This window comes from Brevibacterium sp. SMBL_HHYL_HB1, from assembly GCF_018208375.1.
Classification (GTDB): Bacteria; Actinomycetota; Actinomycetes; order Actinomycetales; family Brevibacteriaceae; genus Brevibacterium; species Brevibacterium intestinavium.
In genome coordinates, this window is record NZ_CP062936.1 from 897,028 (window position 1) to 913,112 (window position 16,085).

Annotated in this window: 15 protein-coding genes; 11 read left to right on the forward strand and 4 right to left on the reverse strand. The window is 67.9% G+C overall.

The window, feature by feature from the left end:
• Window positions 1-70 precede the first annotated feature (70 nt).
• On the forward strand, window positions 71-1,231 hold the full coding sequence (gene ispG, locus IG171_RS04285) for a flavodoxin-dependent (E)-4-hydroxy-3-methylbut-2-enyl-diphosphate synthase (RefSeq protein ID WP_212130130.1): 1,161 nt from the start codon (window positions 71-73) through the stop codon (window positions 1,229-1,231).
• Window positions 1,232-1,285: 54 nt separating this feature from the next.
• On the forward strand, window positions 1,286-2,164 hold the full coding sequence (locus IG171_RS04290) for a DUF4081 domain-containing GNAT family N-acetyltransferase (protein ID WP_212130132.1): 879 nt from the start codon (window positions 1,286-1,288) through the stop codon (window positions 2,162-2,164).
• A 56-nt stretch (window positions 2,165-2,220) separates the two neighbouring features.
• Here IG171_RS04290 and IG171_RS04295 read toward each other — a convergent pair whose 3' ends face one another.
• Together IG171_RS04295 and IG171_RS04300 are read right to left on the reverse strand one after the other, a co-directional pair.
• The gene (locus IG171_RS04295; RefSeq protein WP_212130135.1) at window positions 2,221-2,640 is read right to left on the reverse strand and encodes an RNA-binding S4 domain-containing protein; all 420 of its coding nucleotides are present in this window, start codon (window positions 2,638-2,640) and stop codon (window positions 2,221-2,223) included.
• The gene (locus tag IG171_RS04300; RefSeq protein WP_212130137.1) at window positions 2,637-3,464 is read right to left on the reverse strand and encodes an NUDIX hydrolase; all 828 of its coding nucleotides are present in this window, start codon (window positions 3,462-3,464) and stop codon (window positions 2,637-2,639) included. The genes IG171_RS04295 and IG171_RS04300 overlap by 4 nt, the downstream gene beginning before the upstream one ends.
• A gap of 244 nt (window positions 3,465-3,708) precedes the next feature.
• On the opposite strand from IG171_RS04300, the gene IG171_RS04305 reads away from it, so the two are divergent.
• Complete coding sequence (locus IG171_RS04305) at window positions 3,709-5,598, forward strand: proline--tRNA ligase (RefSeq protein ID WP_212130139.1); 1,890 nt, start codon at window positions 3,709-3,711, stop codon at window positions 5,596-5,598.
• A gap of 9 nt (window positions 5,599-5,607) precedes the next feature.
• On the forward strand, window positions 5,608-6,417 hold the full coding sequence (locus IG171_RS04310) for a TSUP family transporter (RefSeq protein WP_249204043.1): 810 nt from the start codon (window positions 5,608-5,610) through the stop codon (window positions 6,415-6,417).
• Window positions 6,418-6,472: 55 nt separating this feature from the next.
• Here the strand turns inward: IG171_RS04310 and IG171_RS04315 are convergent, their stop codons facing one another.
• Entirely contained in the window at window positions 6,473-7,492 is a 1,020-nt protein-coding gene (locus IG171_RS04315) for an aminoglycoside phosphotransferase family protein (protein WP_212130141.1), read from the reverse strand.
• Window positions 7,489-8,496, reverse strand: a complete 1,008-nt coding sequence (locus IG171_RS04320) for a hypothetical protein (protein ID WP_212130143.1) — start codon at window positions 8,494-8,496, stop codon at window positions 7,489-7,491. Before IG171_RS04320 ends, IG171_RS04315 begins: the two co-directional genes overlap by 4 nt.
• A 142-nt stretch (window positions 8,497-8,638) precedes the next feature.
• Here IG171_RS04320 and IG171_RS04325 point away from each other — a divergent pair, with 142 nt between their 5' ends.
• The 7 genes from IG171_RS04325 (at window position 8,639) to truB (ending at window position 16,033) form a co-directional block, all read left to right on the forward strand.
• Window positions 8,639-9,103 (forward strand): ribosome assembly cofactor RimP, encoded by a 465-nt coding sequence (locus IG171_RS04325; protein ID WP_212130145.1) that lies wholly within the window; start codon window positions 8,639-8,641, stop codon window positions 9,101-9,103.
• A 116-nt stretch (window positions 9,104-9,219) separates the two neighbouring features.
• On the forward strand, window positions 9,220-10,182 hold the full coding sequence (nusA, locus tag IG171_RS04330; protein ID WP_212130147.1) for a transcription termination factor NusA: 963 nt from the start codon (window positions 9,220-9,222) through the stop codon (window positions 10,180-10,182).
• 63 nt (window positions 10,183-10,245) lie between these two features.
• Entirely contained in the window at window positions 10,246-10,521 is a 276-nt protein-coding gene (locus tag IG171_RS04335) for a YlxR family protein (protein WP_212130148.1), read from the forward strand.
• Between the two features lie 130 nt (window positions 10,522-10,651).
• Complete coding sequence (infB, locus tag IG171_RS04340) at window positions 10,652-13,507, forward strand: translation initiation factor IF-2 (RefSeq protein WP_212130149.1); 2,856 nt, start codon at window positions 10,652-10,654, stop codon at window positions 13,505-13,507.
• Between the two features lie 149 nt (window positions 13,508-13,656).
• Window positions 13,657-14,094 carry a 30S ribosome-binding factor RbfA gene (gene rbfA, locus IG171_RS04345; RefSeq protein WP_212130150.1) on the forward strand — a complete coding sequence of 146 codons (438 nt, stop codon included), beginning with the start codon at window positions 13,657-13,659 and terminating at the stop codon, window positions 14,092-14,094.
• Between the two features lie 119 nt (window positions 14,095-14,213).
• Window positions 14,214-15,101: a ligand-binding protein SH3 gene (locus IG171_RS04350; protein ID WP_212130151.1), complete on the forward strand. Its 888-nt coding sequence runs from the start codon at window positions 14,214-14,216 to the stop codon at window positions 15,099-15,101.
• A gap of 11 nt (window positions 15,102-15,112) precedes the next feature.
• Entirely contained in the window at window positions 15,113-16,033 is a 921-nt protein-coding gene (truB, locus tag IG171_RS04355; RefSeq protein ID WP_212130152.1) for a tRNA pseudouridine(55) synthase TruB, read from the forward strand.
• The last annotated feature ends 52 nt before the right edge of the window (window positions 16,034-16,085 follow it).

Sequence of the window (16,085 nt, forward strand, 5' to 3'; positions counted from 1 at the left end):
GCTCGGGCCCGCCTCGGCGACGGCACGGTCATCGTGGCTGGTCACCAGCCCGACTGAAGGGATCGTCTTCGTGACATCTGTCAATCTCGGAATGCCCGCATCGCCGCCGCCCGTGCTCGCACCGCGGCGGCAGACGCGGCAGATCAGGGTCGGCAAGGTCGGCGTCGGGTCCGAATCGCCGGTGAGCGTGCAGTCGATGACGACGACGCCGACGACCGACATCAACGCGACCCTGCAGCAGATCGCCGAGCTCACCGCCTCCGGCTGCGATATCGTGCGCGTGGCCTGCCCGACCGCCGATGACGCCGCGGCGCTGCCGATCATCGCCGGCAAATCCCAGATCCCCGTCATCGCCGACATCCACTTCCAGCCCAAGTACGTCTTCGCCGCGATCGAGGCCGGCTGCGCCGGGGTGCGGGTCAACCCGGGCAATATCCGCAAGTTCGACGACCAGGTCAAGGAGATCTCGAAGGCCGCCGCCGAGGCGGGGGTGTCCATCCGCATCGGTGTCAACGCCGGATCCCTGGACAAGCGGCTGATGGAGAAGTACGGCAGGGCCACGCCCGAAGCGCTCGTCGAGTCCGCCGTGTGGGAGGCCTCCCTGTTCGAGGAGCACGGGTTCTCCGACTTCAAGATCTCCGTCAAACACCACGACCCGGTGGTCATGGTCCGCGCCTACGAGCTGCTGGCCGAACGCGGAGACTGGCCGCTGCATCTGGGAGTCACCGAGGCCGGGCCGGCCTTCCAGGGCACGATCAAATCCGCGACCGCGTTCGGACATCTGCTGGCCGAGGGCATCGGCGACACCATCCGCGTGTCCCTGTCGGCCCCTCCGGCCGAGGAGGTCAAGGTCGGCAACCAGATCCTCGAATCGCTCAACCTCAAACCACGCAAGCTCGAGATCGTCTCCTGTCCCTCCTGCGGGCGTGCGCAGGTCGACGTCTACACCCTGGCCGACAAGGTCACCGCCGGCCTCGAGGGCATGGAGATCCCGCTGCGGGTGGCGGTCATGGGGTGCGTGGTCAACGGACCGGGCGAGGCCCGTGATGCCGACCTCGGCGTGGCCAGCGGCAACGGCAAGGGCCAGATCTTCGTCAAAGGCGAGGTGATCAAGACGGTGCCCGAGGCTGAGATCGTCGAGACCCTGATCTCCGAGGCCAATCGGATCGCGCAGGAGGCCGGGTCCGAGTCGTCCCCGACCTCCGGCCCACCGGAAGTCGTCGTCGGCTGAATCGCCGTCGCGTCGACAGGACTGACACATGGTGACGGTGGACAAGGGTTATTCATGCTGAGGATCGCACGGCTGGGACATCAGCACACGCAGTGGCTGACGGATCTGCTCGCGCGCAATCCCTGCGAGAACGTCTACCTCATCTCCCTGCTCGAGGTCACCGGCACCGCCCGGCTCGGCTCTCCGGCCGGGACGCTGTACGGAGTCTTCGACGGCGACCGGCCCGTGGCCGCCTACTGGGTCGGTGGCAACATCATCCCCGTCGCGGCGACTGCGGCGACGAACCAGGTGCTGGCCGACAAGCTCAACGTCGACGGTCGCGTCTCGTGCTCCCTCATCGGCGCCCAGCGGGTCATCCTCGATCTGGGGCAGCGGCTCAACTGGGGCCGGCCTCGCGGGGTGCGGCAGCGGCAGCCGCTGCTGGCGATCAGCTCGGATCCGCTCGTGGCCCCCGACGAACACGTCATCCGAGTCACTCTCGACGACCTCGGCGCCGTGTTTCCCGCCAGTGTGGACATGTTCACGAAGGAGGTCGGGTTCTCACCCATCGAGGACGGCACTGCGGGATACCTCTCACGGGTGCGCGGGATCATCCGCAGCAAGAACTGCTACGCCCGCATCTCCGACACCCTGCCCCAGGGCGGGCAGGTGCCCCGATGGCCGGCCACCGAACAGGACGAACAGGTTCTGTTCAAGGCCGATATCGGCATCCGCGCCCGTCGCATCGTCCAGGTCCAGGGAGTATGGGTCCACCCCGAAGTGAGGAACCAGGGACTCGGCGCGGCCGGAATGGCCGCGGTCGTCCAGCGCACCCGCGACAAGGGACATACGACGGTGAGTCTGTACGCCAATGACTACAACGAGGTGGCGCTGCGGATGTACACGCGCGTCGGCTTCGAACAGGTCGGCACCTTCGCCACCATCATGTACTGAGTGTGCCCGCACTCAGCGGCGTCGGCGGCTGCACTCAGCGGCGTCGGCGGTCGCACTCAGCGGCGTCGGCGGTTGCGGGACTGAGGCTTGGCCAGGTCGCCCAAGAACTTCTCCATCTCGCGACGGTCCTTCTTCGTCGGACGGCCCAGCCCCTTGTCCCGTCGCGGGACGAACCCGCGCAGGGCCGGGTCGGGTGGGGGAGTGAGATCCTCATAGCATTCGACGGCGATGGAGGCCTGCATGCGGGTGGGGATGAAGCCGGTGATCTTCCACGTGAATTCGCTGCCGGCCTTGCGCACGCGCACCTCCTGACCGATGCTCACCTTCTGGGAGGCCTTGACCCGCTGCCCGTCGACTTGGACGTGTCCGCCGCGGCAGGCCTGAGTGGCGAGGCTGCGGGTCTTGAACATCCGCGTCGTCCACAGCCACACGTCGATGCGCATGTGCGTGTTCGGTGATCGGTCGATCTCGGTCATCGCCGCGTGTCCTCGGGCATCCGGCGGGAGTCGGCGCGCAGGGCCAGCTCCGACCGGCGGGTGAATGTCTGTGCGGGCCGGCCCCTGCCCTGACTGACGGCCTGACCGGTCGGGTCGAGCAGAGGCAGCATGGTGCGCCGGAATGTATCGGCCTGCAGGCTCTCACCGGCGACGATCTCGTGCAGTTCCCGCAGCTGCCGCAGTGAGAACTCGGACTCGAGCAGACCGAAGGGATCGGGTGTGCGCTCGTGCAGGGCCCGCAGCCGGTGGACGGCGACACGCACGATCTCCTGGTGTTCGGAGCTGAGTTCGTCGACATCGTGCACGGGCACGAGCTTGCGACGATGGACGGGAGCATCGGCGTGATCGGAATCCGTCGCCACGGCCTCGGCGAAGCCGTCACCGGCCTCGGCGGGGTCGTCACCGGACTGGGCCGTTCCGGACTCGGCCGTTCCGGATTCGGCCGTTCCGGACTCGGGCACGCCGTCGTCACCGGTCCGGGCGAGGCCGACGTCACCGGCCGAGAGCACATCGAGGTGGGCCACGGAGATCACCCAGCCGCGATCGTCGCGGTCGGGCTGGTCGAACACATGCAGCTGGACCGGCGCCCGATCGACCAGCCGGGCCTTCTCGCGCAGGCACCGGGCGACCGCCTCGGCGAGGCGCTCCTGCGGACGCAGAATCGACCCCGGCAGCTGCCACACCCCATCGCCGGGATGGGTGAGGAGAACATGCAGACCACGGCCGGGCACAGGGCAGAGGACCGCGGTGTCGACCGCCACGGACGGCCGCGGGAACTGCGTGAGTTGACTCTGATCAGGCATGCTCTTCGTATCGCTCGGACTCGTCGTGTCGGTGAGTGCCGGTCGGCGGACCAGGGGCCCCGACCGGTGCTGGACTTCGGCGCAGCACCCACCAGTCTAATTCTCTTCCCCCTGGTGACGAATCCGGGCTCACCCACGTGGTCGACCGCGTCGAGACACCCGACCGCTCCGCTCCGGATTCCCGCGGCCCGCCCGCGTGCGATAGTGTTCGATCTGAGTCCTGACGAGTTGAGGAGAAACGCCTATGGCCCTGCGCATGTCGTCCCTGTTCGTGCGAACCCAGAAGGAGGACCCGGTCGGCGCCGAGGTGGCCAGCCACCGACTGCTGCACCGCGCCGGATACATCCGCAGGCAGGCACCGGGGATCTACACGTGGCTGCCGCTGGGACTGGCCGTGCTCGGCAAGATCGAGGCCATCGTGCGCGAGGAGATGGCGCTCGCCGGTTCCCAGGAGGTCCACTTCCCGGGACTGCTGCCCGCCGACCCCTACAAGACCTCCGGCCGCTGGGAGGCCTTCGGCCCCGACCTGTTCCACCTCAAGGACCGTCGTGACAACGACTACATCCTCGCCCCCACCCACGAGGAGGTCTTCACCCTCCTGGTCAAGGACCTCTACTCCTCGTACAAGGATCTGCCCCTGTCGATCTACCAGATCCAGACGAAGTACCGCGACGAGGCCCGGCCCCGCGCCGGTCTGCTGCGCGGCCGCGAATTCATCATGAAGGACGCCTACTCGTTCGACGTCGACGACGCCGGCCTCGACGCCTCCTACGAGGCCATGCGCGTGGCCTACCTGCGCGCCTTCGCCCGCCTCGGACTGCCCTGCCTGCCGGTCGAGGCGACCCCGGGAGCGATGGGCGGATCCGGCACCGAGGAATTCATCTACCCCTCCGAGGTCGGCGAGGACACCTTCGTCCGCTCCGCCGGCGGTTACGCCGCCAACGTCGAGGCCGTGACCTCGATCGTGCCCGATCCGATTCCCTATGAGGGCACGCCCGCCGCCCATGTCGAGGACACCCCCGACACTCCGACGATCGAGACCCTCGTGGCCGCGGCGAACGCGAATCATCCGCGGGAGGACCGCGAATGGACCGCCGCCGATACGCTGAAGAACGTCGTCTGCGCCGTGACTCATCCGGACGGGACCCGCGAGGTCATCGTCATCGGCCTGCCCGGTGACCGTGAGGTCGACCTCGACCGGGCCGCCGGCACCGGCATGCTCGGCGACGGCGAGGTCGATCTCGAGGCCGCAACAGCCGAGGACCTCGCCGCCCACCCCGAGCTCGTCAAGGGCTACATCGGGCCCGGCAACGACCTCGACCACCCGGTCCTCGGCCTCGAATCGCCGTCGAAGATCCGCTATCTCCTCGACCCCCGCATCGTCGACGGCACCCGCTGGATCACCGGCGCGAATGAGCCCGGCCGCCACGTCTTCGACCTCGTCGCCGGCCGCGACTTCGTGGCCGACGGCACGATCGAAGCCGCCCAGGTGGCCGTCGGCGATCCCGCCCCCGACGGCTCCGGACCGCTGGAGCTGGCCCGCGGTGTCGAGATCGGCCAGATCTTCAAGCTCGGCCGCCGGTACGCCGAGGCCCTCGACCTCAAGGTGCTCGATGCCAACGGCAAGGCCACGACCGTGACCATGGGCTCCTACGGTCTCGGCGTCACCCGCGTCATGGCCTGCATCGCCGAGGAGTACCACAGCGAGGACGGACTGCTCTGGCCCCAGCATCTGGCCCCGGCCGATGTGCATGTCATCGTCGCCGGCAAGGGTGCCGACATCGCCGAGGCGGCCGAGACGATCACCGCCGAGCTCGAGGCCGAGGGCATCAGCGTCCTGATCGATGACCGCAACAAGGTCTCGCCCGGCTTCAAGTTCGCCGACGCCGAGCTCATCGGCATCCCCACCGTCATCGTCGTCGGACGCGGACTCGCCGACGGTGTGGTCGAGGTGCGCGACCGTCTGGCCGATGAGAAGACCGATCTTCCCGTCGCCGAGGTGGTCCCCGCCACCGTGGCCGCGATCCGTGAGGCCTACGCGAAGGCCGATGCCGCCGCCGATGCGGCCGCCGTCGATGCGGCCGAGACAGCTCTGCCCGCGGCGGCCGTCGACGCGGCCGACGCGAACGTCTGAGCCGCCTCGGTGTTCGAAGCTCTCACCGGCGGCCTCGATGTCACCCTGCCGATGCTCCTGTGGCTGCTGGCCGCAGGAGCCCTGGCCGGATGGATCGACGCGGTCGTCGGCGGGGGCGGGCTGATCCAGCTGCCCGCACTGCTGCTCGTGCCCGGCATGAGCCCGGTGCAGGCGGTCGCGACGAACAAGATCGGGTCGATCGCGGGCACGACCGCCTCGGCGATCACCTACCTGCGCAAGATCACCCCCGACCGGTCGGCGACGATCCCGGCCGCGGCCTCGGCGTTCCTCGGCGCCGTGGCCGGGGCGAAGCTCGCGACCCTGGTCCCGGCCGAACTGTTCACCCCGATCATCCTTCTGGCACTGATCGGCGTCGGCCTGTTCACCCTGCTCAACCCCAGCCTCGGGGCGGAGGCGAGCCTGCGGTTCGGCGAGTCGTCGAAGCGCCACCACGCGCTGTCGTGGCTCATCGGCCTCATCATCGGCGTCTACGACGGGGTGCTGGGACCGGGCACGGGATCGTTCCTCGTCATCGCGTTCGTCATGATCATCGGCTTCTCATTCCTGCAGGCCTCGGCGATGGCGAAGGTGATCAATTGGGCGACGAACTTCGGGGCGCTGGTCTACTTCGTCCCCGACGGACAGGTCGTCTGGCTGCTGGGTCTGGTCGTGGCCGTCGGCAATGTCGCAGGCGGTGTCTTCGGCGCCCGCACCGCACTGAAGAAGGGCTCGGGCTTCGTGCGCGTCATCTTCGTCGTCGTGGTCTCGGCGATGATCCTCAAACTCGGCTTCGACGTCGTCTCGGGCCTCATCCGCTGAAGGTCCGGGTCCGCTCGAGGCTCAGAACCGCTCCAGGTCCGGACCCGCTCAAGGCTCAGCCGATGGGTTTGAGGGCGTGGGCGTTGACGCCTGCCACATCGGCCCCGGACAGGGCCCGGGCCACCCACAGGGACCGGGCCGCATCGGCCAGGCTCGCCGTCGACCCGCCGGTGGCCGCGCGCAGATACCAGAACATGTTCGTGATCTCCCGGGCCACGGTCGCACCCATCCCGTACTGCGGTTCGACTCCGGCGCACAGGGCCAGATCGGTGGCGAAACCGCGCAGCCACGCCGCCTGCGCCTGCGGATGGTCCGAGGGGATCTCGGACAGCCGATTCCACAGCACCGGGGCCAGCGTGTACGCCGTCGGACCGGACAGCGGCAGCGGATCGATGGCCTTCCACGTCGAGATGCCCGAGGGATCCGGGTTGCCGGCGAGGATGTTGTAGTAGTGCAGATCGGCGTGGATGAGCCAGCTCTCGTCCGAAGACGCCAGGGTCTGCATCCAGTTGCGGGCGAAGGACAGCAGCAGCCCGTCGTGCGGGCCCGCCTCCGACCATCCGGTCAGCAGCCCGGCATCGGCGTCGAAGGTCGACAGCCAGCCCGCCGCGATGTCCTGGACCTGCATGAATTCCGAACTCGCCGGGATCTCCAGGGACCGCTGTAGGGCACCCCAGACCGGTGGCACATCGGCCAGCGGCAGCACCGAGAGATTGTCCTTCGTCCGCAGTCGCTCCTGCAGGGTGACCCGGAAGCTGCGGTCATCGCGGATGACGCGCACCGCCCCGTGCCCGTTCCACATCCGCAGGGCCCGCAGCGCCTGGGCATGAGCGGCAGTGTGCGCCGAGGTCGGGGCGGCGAACCGGAGCACTCCCTGGTAGTTCTCCTGAGTGAGCACCGGGATGACCAGCGACTCGCAGCCGGCCCACGGGGCGCCGGGCACATCGTCGAAGCGCAGCTTCCACCGATCGAGGAGCTCATTGGCCATATAGTCCAGCGCCGCGACCCACGCATCGGTGCGGTACTTGCCGATGATGTCGCGCGTGGAGCGATAGAGAACCGGTGGCACCTTCATCCGGTGACCTCCGTGGCCGCCGTCGCCGGTGCCGTCGATCGGGCCGCTGCGCTGGGGGAGTCATCGGAGTCGTCATAGGCAAACCGCAGCGGCTGGGGCCGGGAGAAGACGGTCCGGGCCCGAGCCGATTCCCACAGTCGCAGGATCGCCGAGGTGTCCTCGGCCAACCAGGGCAGCAGCGCCGAGGCCAGCCCGTCCTCGAGGCCCACAGCCAGCTCCTCGGCCGTCCGGGCATCCGTGGGAGTCGGATCGAGCCTCCACGCCGAGGCGTTGGGATCGGCATTGTCCTCCCCGAGGAGTCCGAGCATCTCCCCGGACAGCGAGCCCAGGGATTCGAGACGCGCCAGCGCACCCCTGCGCTTCGCGGACTTCGACTCGAAGTTCACGGCCAGACGCTCATAGCCGTAGGCGGCTGCCCGAGACTGGTTGAGGATCGCATTCAACATCGCCTGCCGGTCCGCTTCGCCCGCGGAGTCGTCCCCGCCCGAGTCTGCCGAGTCGCCTTCGCCGGACGGCGTGGCGGCGGTGTCGGCGGCTTCCTCGCGGCTGGCGCGAATCAGCTCATCGGCGGTGTCGATGAGCTCGTCGTCACCGGCAACGAGCGTCAGGCCCATGGCCACATCGGACAGCACGGGAATGAGACCGGAGCCGAGATCGGAGGCGGACTCGAACACGGCGCGGGAGACGGTCTCGGCCGCTTCGACGAAGGTGCGTGCGTCCTCGGTCGGAGCCGGTTCGGTGGCGAATTCGGTCGGAGGCGACCACACCGGGCCGATGGCCGCGACGAAGACTGCGAGGTCCTCACCGGCGGTGTCGGGATCACCGGAGCCGGGGGAGGTGGCGGAGAGGACGCGGGCGATGCGGTTGCGCAGCGCCTGCGAGGAATCGAGCTCGGGCACCTCGGGATCCGCGTCGAGTCGCAGGCCGCAGGCCGTGAGCAGACCCAGACTCGCGCCGCTGACGCCGGCGGTCAGAAGGGCACGGCGACTGACGGGGAAACGCATACGGCAATCCTATCGGATGCTTACCGTTGACCGAGGCTGTCGCATAGGGTGGGAAGGAAGCGGCCCGCCGGGCAGACGCACGGGCCGTCGCAGCCGTCCGCCGCACCTCGGCGGGCGGGAGGGCCAGCGAAGAGGAGGAGATATGGACGAGGACGTCGAACGGATCAAGGGCCTGCTCACCCCGCCCCTGCAGACGGCGGGATACCACCTGGAGAACGTCAAGGCCGTGGCCGCGGGCCCCCGCCGCACACTCACCGTCGTCGTCGACCTCGATGAGTCGAGCACCGAGGCGATGTCGATGGACCGGATCGCCGAATCGACGAAGATCGTCGGCGATGCCCTCGACGAGGTCGAGATCTTCCGGGACAAGCCCTACCAGCTCGAGGTCACGAGCCCAGGAGCGACGCGGAAGCTCGAGACCCCACGCCACTTCAGACGGGTGATCGGCCGCCGCCTGGAGATCACGACGAAGAAGGACACATTCAAACTCGACCTCGCCGAGGTGGGGGAGACATCGATCACGGGCACGGACCCGCAGAAGAAGGAGACCAGGCAGGTGCCGCTCGAGGACATCCGCAAGGCCCAGGTCGAACTCAAGTTCCGCTGAGGTGCGTCTGAGGTCTGGGTGACAGAGTGCAGGCCGAGACTGGGATAGACTGGCACGCCTGCATAAGTGAACACAGACAATTCAATGCTCGAATGAGCCGGAGAGGACATAGGCACATGGACATCGATCTCAATGTTCTGCGCGTGATCGAACAGGAGCGGGAGATTCCGCTCGACACCCTCGTCGAACTCATCGAACAGGCACTCTACCTCGCCTACCAGAAGACCGAGGGGGCGTGGCCGGACGCCCGCGCCGAACTCGACAAGTCCTCCGGTGAAGTGCGCATCCTCGCCGTGGAGTTCGACAACGACGACAACCCCATCGGCGAATTCGACGACACCCCCACGGGCTTCGGCCGCATCGCCGCCCAGACGGCCCGTCAGGTCATCCACCAGCGGCTGCGCGATGTCGAGGACGAATCCCTGCTCGGCACGTTCAAGGGCCGTGAGGGTGAGATCGCCTCGGGCACCATCCAACAGGGCAGGGACCCGCAGATGGTCCAGGTCGACCTCGGCGACGTCGAGGCCGTGCTGCCCCCGCACGAACAGGTCCCCGGCGAGGAGTACAACCACGGCACCCGGATGCGCGTGTACATCGCCGATGTCCACAAGGGCACCAAGGGCACTTCGGTCACCGTCTCCCGCACCCACCCGAACCTCGTCAGGCGACTGTTCGCCCACGAAGCGCCGGAGATCGCCGACGGCACCGTCGAGGTCGTGTCCCTGGCCCGTGAGGCCGGCCACCGCACGAAGCTGGCCGTGCGGGCGACGAAGCCCGGGGTCAACGCGAAGGGTTCGTGCATCGGCGAACTCGGATCCCGAGTGCGAGCGGTGATGAACGAGCTCGGCCAGGAGAAGATCGACATCGTCGACTACTCCGACGACCCGGCGAAGTTCATCGCCCACGCACTCTCACCGGCCAAGGCCACCCGGGTCGAGATCCTCGACGCCGACGCCCAGGAGTCCCGTGCCGTCGTGCCCACCGATCAGCTGTCGCTGGCCATCGGCAAGGAGGGGCAGAACGCGCGCCTGGCCGCGAAGCTCACCGGCTGGAAGATCGATATCATCGCAGCCGACTGAGTGATTCGGACCACGGGCCCCCATGGCGCGCGAGGCGGCGTCGGTGCTGTAGAATCATTCATTGTGAATGTTGGCGATGGACCCGTAAGGACGTGCATCGCCTGTAGGCAGAAGGCCGATCGGAGCGAGCTGACACGGTTCGTGCACCGCCCCGATCAGCATCCGGCCGTCGTCCACGACGTGTCAGCGACACTGCCGGGACGCGGCGCCTGGGTGCACCCGAATGAGAAGTGCCTGGCCAAGGCGCGGACCACTGCCGCCTTCGCTCGAGCCTTTCGAACGAAGATCACCGCCTCGGACCTGCCGAGGCAGGATACCGAACCCACAGAGAACGGGTAGTTGAATGGATGACAAGTTGTGAGTGTCGCACGATGACACCCAGACGGAATTCGAGAGAGCAGTGAGATGAGTACTGCTCTTCATTGATGAGGTTCTTTCCTGACCGGGAAAGAACCCGGACAGGAGAACTGTGGCAAAGCCCCGTGTCCATGAGCTCGCGAAAGAGCTCGGCACAACCAGTAAGAACGTCCTCGAGAAGCTCCAGGATATGGGCGAATTCGTTCGCTCGGCCTCCTCGACGCTCGAAGCGCCCGTCGTGCGCCGGGTGAGAGAGGCCTTCGCCGATTCCGCCCCAGCCGACGGAGCGAAGTCCTCCGGCGGCGAGAAGAAGTCCGCCGCTAAGCCGGCGGCGAAGCCCGGAGCCCCGAAACCCGGTGCGAAGCCGGCACCCAAGCCCGGCGCGAAGCCCGGGCCCAAGGCTGCCTCGGCGAAATCGAGCTCCGCCGAGGCGGGCGACTCTGCGTCGAAGGCCGCACCGAAGCCGGGCGCCAAGCCCGCCCCGGCCGCACCCAAGCAGACCGAGTCCGCCGAGACCTCGGCACCCGAGGCCAAGACCGACCGTGCAGCGGCGCCCAAGCCCGCCGCTCCGAAGCCCGGTGCCCCCAAGCCCGCCGCCCCGAAGCCGGCAGCACCCAAGCCCGCCGCTCCGAAGCCGGCGGCCCCGAAGCCCGGCGGCCGGTCGTCCGCACGCCCGGGCAACAACCCCTTCGCCTCGTCGCAGGGTATGCCGAAGCCCGGCGGTCGCGGACCCAAGCCGGGCGGACGCTCCGGCGGTCAGGGCGGCCAGGGAGCACGCCCCGGCAACAACCCGTTCGCGCCCTCGCAGGGCATGCCGAAGCCGGGTCAGAAGTCGCGCGGTGCCGGTGAGGAGAGCTCCTCCGGTCCTCGTCCGGGCCCGCGTCCGGGCGCACCGCGTCCCAACCCCTCGATGCTGAAGAACTCGGCACTGAACAAGCCCGCACCCGGCCGTGGCCGCGGCGGCGGACGCGGCAATGCTCCCGGCGGTCCCGGTGGCCCCGGCGGTCGCGGATCCGGTCGCGGTCGCGGAAGCACGCAGGGCGCTTTCGGTCGCGGCGGAGGTCCTCGTCAGAAGGGACGGAAGTCGAAGCGGGCGAAGCGCGCAGAGCTCGAGCAGATGCAGGCTCCGTCGGTCGGTGGCGTCACCGTTCCCCGCGGAGACGGCAATACGCCGCTGCGTCTGCGTCGCGGCTCGTCGCTGGCCGACTTCGCCGAGAAGATCAACACGGATCCGACGAACCTGGTCACCGTGCTCTTCCACCTCGGTGAGATGGCCACGATCACGCAGTCGCTCGACGAGGCGACCTTCGAGGTCCTCGGTGAGGAGCTCGGCTACAAGGTCGAGATCGTCTCGCCCGAGGACGAGGACCGTGAGCTGCTCGAGACCTTCGACATCGACCTCGACGCCGAAGCGGCGGGCGAGAATGACGAAGACCTCAGCCCGCGGCCCCCGGTGATCACGGTCATGGGTCACGTCGACCACGGCAAGACCAAGCTGCTCGATGCGATCCGCTCGGCCAATGTCGCCTCCCGCGAGGCCGGCGGAATCACCCAGCACATCGGTGCCTACCAGGTCGAGGTCGACCATGAGGGTCAGGAGCGCAAGCTCACCTTCCTCGATACCCCGGGCCACGAGGCGTTCACCGCCATGCGTGCCCGCGGTGCGAAGTCGACCGACCTCGCGATCCTCGTGGTCGCCGCCGATGACGGTGTGATGCCGCAGACGGTCGAAGCGCTCAACCACGCCCAGGCGGCCGATGTGCCGATCGTCGTGGCGGTCAACAAGGTCGACAAGGAAGGCGCGAACCCGGCCAAGGTCATGCAGCAGCTGACCGAGTACAACCTCGTGGCCGAAGAGTACGGCGGCGAGACAATGTTCGTGCCGATCTCCGCGCTCAAGCGCGAGGGCATCGACCAGCTGCTCGAATCCGTGCTGCTGACCACCGATGCGGCACTGGACCTGCGGGCGAACCCCGACAAGTCCGCTCGCGGCATCGCGATCGAGGCCAAGCTCGACAAGGGCCGCGGCGCCGTGGCGACCGTGCTCGTCGAGTCCGGCAGCCTGCGCCAGGGCGACGCCATGGTCTGCGGCACCGCCCACGGTCGTGTGCGTGCGATGTTCGACGAGAACGGCCAGCAGGTCGACGAGGCGGGTCCGTCCCGTCCCGTCCAGGTGCTCGGCCTGTCCTCGGTCCCGCGTGCCGGTGATTCGTTCATCTCCACCGATGACGACCGCACGGCCCGCCAGATCGCCGAGAAGCGCGACGCCATCGAGCGCAACGCCGCTCAGGCCCGCGGTCGCAAGCGCATCAGCCTCGAGGACTTCACCAAGGCACTGGCCGAGGGCAAGGTCGACATGCTCAACCTCATCCTCAAGGGCGATGTCTCCGGTGCCGTCGAAGCGCTCGAGGACTCGCTGCTCAAGATCGATGTGGGCGACGAGGTCGATCTGCGGATCATCCACCGCGGCGTCGGTGCGATCACGGAGAACGACATCAACCTGGCCACGGTCGACAACGCGATCGTCATCGGCTTCAACGTCCGTCCGGAGGCGAAGGCTCGCGACCTGGCAGACCGCGAAGGCGTCGACGTCCGCTACTACTCGGTCATCTACCAGGCGATCGACGACATCGAGAGCTCGCTCAAGGGCATGCTCAAGCCCGAGTACGAAGAGGTCCAGATCGGCACCGCGGAGATCCGCGAGGTCTTCCGGTCCTCGAAGTTCGGCAACATCGCCGGCTCGATCGTCCGCGATGGTCTGATCAAGAGGAACTCGACGGCGCGGGTGACCCGCGACGGAGTCGTCATCGGCGACAACGTCCGCATCGAATCGCTGCGCCGGTTCAAGGACGACGCCACGGAGGTCCGCGAGGGCTACGAGTGCGGTATCGGACTCGGCAAGTTCAACGATCTGCGCGTCGGTGACATCATCGAGACCTTCGAGATGCAGGAGAAGCCGCGCGACTGATCCGAGTTCGCGGCTCTCGCACCGGTTGACACCGGTCGTCGCTCACGGCTCCGGTCGGTCCCGGAAGGGATCGGCCGGAGCCGATTCGATCGCACAGCTACCATAGGGCCGGAGAACAGGCTCCGGCCCCGACACAAAGGATATGCACCATGGCAGACCCGACTCGGGCGCGCAAGATCGCCGACCAGATCAAGGTCATCGTCGCCAGCACGATCGAGCGTCGGCTCAAGGACCCGCGACTCGGCTTCGTCACGGTCACCGACGTACGCGTGACCGGCGATCTGCAGCACGCGACCATCTTCTACACCGTCTTCGGCGACGGCCAGGACCTCGAATCCACGGGCAAGGCACTCGAATCGGCCAAGGGCTTCATCCGCTCCGAGGTGGGCAAGGGGCTGACGATCCGTCTGACCCCGAGCCTCGAATTCATCGCCGATGCCGTCCCCGAGGCCGCGGCCCGTCTCGACGGGCTGCTGGCACAGGCCGCCGCCGACGATGAGCGGGTGGCGGGGCTGGCCAAGAACGCCCGGCCCGCCGGCGAGGCCGATCCCTACAAGAGGAACGACGAGGACGGCGACGACGACTGATCATTGATCTTCGTCACGTGCAGGAAAAAATTTCTCGTAACAGTTTTGTTATCTTTGCCGGGTGTCGTAGACTTTTTCCGGTCACGAAATGATTACGACTCTGTTAAGGGAATTCTGCATTGGGTAAGCACTCCTCACCGAAGCCGTCATTCGCGAAGCAGCTCGTCCGGGATCTGACCCCGGCCAAGCGCTCCGCGGGTCGGCACTCAGCGAATGAGCCGTCGACGGCGACTTCCGTGCTGGCGACCGTCAAGCAGCGTCCCGTCGTCGCTGCGATCGCCGTTCCGGCCGCCGCGACCGCGGCCGTAGTCGGCTCGACCGTCGTCATGGGTCCGCCCGAGTCCGGCAATGTCACCACCGAGGCCGCGACCACGACGACCGATGAGTCGACGAGCCCGTCGGCGGTGAGCCAGGACGAGATCGACGCCCAGCGCAAGAAGGCCGGCGAGGAATATCTCGAGAAGGTCAAGGACGACCCGAAGTACAAGAACAAGTCGTCGAAGACCACTCTTGAGGTCAAGACCCCGAAGCCGGAGCCGACCGCCGAATCCTCGGCCCAGTCGAGCCAGAGCGAAGGGGACTCGTCGAGCAGCGAAGAGAAGAAGTCCTCAGCCGATGAGAAGTCCTCCGACGGTGAGGGCACCTCGAGCGACACCTCGGCGCCGCCGTGCGACGTGTCCTCGTCGATCGAGTCGGGCCTGCTGCCCAACGCCGTCAACGGCTACCGGGCCGTGTGCGCGAAGTTCCCCGAGGTCAAGACCTTCGGTGGGCGCCGCCCGGGCACCGGTTCGGACCACAACACCGGTGAGGCCGTGGACATCATGATCACCGGTTCCACCGGCGACCGCATCGCCGACTACCTGATCAAGAACCACAGCAGCCTCAACGTCAAGTACGTGATCTGGAAGCAGCGCATCTGGATGCCCGGACAGGGCTGGAAGGGCATGGAGGACCGCGGGAGCGCGACCGCGAACCACTTCGACCACGTGCACGCCTCCTTCAACTGATCGCTGAGACCGTGAGCGATTCTTCCCCTCAGGGCATCCTCGTCTGCGATAAGCCGCAGGGGCTGAGCTCGCACGCCGTGGTCTCACGCGTGCGCCGCTGGTACGGGACGAAGAAGGTCGGCCATGCCGGAACCCTCGACCCGATGGCCACCGGTGTGCTCGTGCTCGGGCTCGGGCGCGGCACCAAGCTGCTCGGCTACATCACCGGCGTGTCGAAGACCTACCTGGCGACGATTCGCCTGGGTTCGTCGACACCGACCGACGACGCCGACTCCGAATCCGACAGCTTCGCTCGTCCCGAGGCGCTGGCCGCCGTCGACACGGCATCCATCGAGGCCGCGGTCGCCGCTCAGCGCGGGACAATCGATCAGGTCCCCAGCGCCGTATCGGCGATCAAGGTCGACGGCCGACGCTCCTATGCCCGGGTCCGGGCCGGCGAGGACGTCGAGCTGAAGTCCCGCCGGGTCGAGGTCTCCGCATTCGAGATCATCGACATCCGCTTCGCCGCCGATGAGGGCCATATCGACGTCGACGTCGAGATCGACTGCTCCTCGGGCACCTATGTGCGTGCCCTGGCCCGTGACATCGGCACCGACCTCGGTGTCTTCGGCCACCTCACCGCGCTGCGCCGCATCCGCGTGGGCGACTTCGAACTCGACCGGGCCGTGAGCCTGCCCGACGCCCTCGACGCGCCCCCTGCCGAACTCATCTGCCTGGCCGAGGCGGCCGGCACCCTGCTGCCCGTCGTCGCCGTCGGTGCCGCACAGGCCAAGGCCCTGATGCAGGGCAAGATCGTCAGCGCCGCCGACCTCGGAGCGCAAGCGCCCGACACGGTGGCCGTGGTCTGCGAGGACACGCTCGTGTCCGTCGCCGAGGTGCGCTCCGGCGGGGGACTGAAATCCCTCACGGCATTCGCCATCGACCTCGCCTGAAGCGAACCCGGACCGAACCCGATACGGCTCCGAAGCGGACCCGATACGGCTC

What these genes read in the sequence shown, in the direction of transcription:
- IG171_RS04290 (WP_212130132.1), top strand. Translation starts at nt 1,286, where the DNA reads ATGCTGAGGATCGCACGGCTGGGACATCAGCACACGCAGTGGCTGACG.
- IG171_RS04295 (WP_212130135.1), bottom strand. Translation starts at nt 2,640, where the DNA reads ATGACCGAGATCGACCGATCACCGAACACGCACATGCGCATCGACGTG.
- IG171_RS04300 (WP_212130137.1), bottom strand. Translation starts at nt 3,464, where the DNA reads ATGCCTGATCAGAGTCAACTCACGCAGTTCCCGCGGCCGTCCGTGGCG.
- IG171_RS04305 (WP_212130139.1), top strand. Translation starts at nt 3,709, where the DNA reads ATGGCCCTGCGCATGTCGTCCCTGTTCGTGCGAACCCAGAAGGAGGAC.
- IG171_RS04315 (WP_212130141.1), bottom strand. Translation starts at nt 7,492, where the DNA reads ATGAAGGTGCCACCGGTTCTCTATCGCTCCACGCGCGACATCATCGGC.
- IG171_RS04320 (WP_212130143.1), bottom strand. Translation starts at nt 8,496, where the DNA reads ATGCGTTTCCCCGTCAGTCGCCGTGCCCTTCTGACCGCCGGCGTCAGC.
- IG171_RS04325 (WP_212130145.1), top strand. Translation starts at nt 8,639, where the DNA reads ATGGACGAGGACGTCGAACGGATCAAGGGCCTGCTCACCCCGCCCCTG.
- nusA (WP_212130147.1), top strand. Translation starts at nt 9,220, where the DNA reads ATGGACATCGATCTCAATGTTCTGCGCGTGATCGAACAGGAGCGGGAG.
- rbfA (WP_212130150.1), top strand. Translation starts at nt 13,657, where the DNA reads ATGGCAGACCCGACTCGGGCGCGCAAGATCGCCGACCAGATCAAGGTC.